The sequence below is a fragment of the Lactobacillus corticis genome (assembly GCF_018327645.1).
GTDB classification, from domain to species: domain Bacteria; phylum Bacillota; class Bacilli; order Lactobacillales; family Lactobacillaceae; genus Lactobacillus; species Lactobacillus corticis.
On the sequence record NZ_BMAY01000026.1, the window covers coordinates 1 to 700 of the forward strand.

General features: G+C 39.1%; 1 protein-coding gene and 1 pseudogene. Both read left to right on the forward strand.

From position 1 onward, the window contains the following. Positions 1-282: ABC transporter permease subunit (locus tag KI210_RS08550; protein ID WP_212781464.1), on the forward strand; the 282-nt coding region annotated here is incomplete at its 5' end. Positions 283-587: 305 nt separating this feature from the next. Further along, positions 588-700: pseudogene (locus tag KI210_RS08555) on the forward strand (amino acid ABC transporter ATP-binding protein); the annotation flags it as partial.

Genomic DNA, 700 nt, shown 5'->3' on the forward strand with positions numbered 1-700 from the left:
AACGGGATGACGTACGTGCAGGCCATGTACCACATCATCGTGCCGCAGGCGGTGCACAACATGATACCGGCGCTGCTGTCGCAGTTCGTATCGCTGGTCAAGGACACGTCGCTGGCTACGATCATCCTGCTGCCGGAATTATTGTACCGGGCACAGATCATCTACAGCCAGAATTCGACTTACATGATTCCAATGTATTTGATAATTGCGGTGATGTACTTCATCATCTGTTTTGCCTTGTCGAAGCTGGCTTCATACTTGTCAAAGCGTTATGCGTCATAAAAGAGAAAATGAAGGAGAAAGTTGACCAACAGTCAGCTTTCTTTTTGCTAAAGCCGAATTTATTTGCTTAAAACAGTCACTATAGTTTCTTTTCAACTTTAAAATTCACAATAAATCAATTGAATAATGCTGTTGCTAGCTCAAAAACTTGACAATACCTTAGTAGATAGTTATACTGAAAACAAGTATTTTTTAAGTATTAACATTTCTGGGTATAAATAGGTATTTCTTGGGTAGGCTATGGTGGATTCTATAGCCTTTTTGTAGTGCCTAAATTAATAAATTGAAGGAAGGGTGTATAACCAATGAGTGCGATTATAAAATTTGATCACGTTAATAAATACTATGGCAAGCTTCATGCCTTGAAGGACATTAATTTGGAAATTGAAGAGGGCCAAGTTGTAACGATCATCGGATC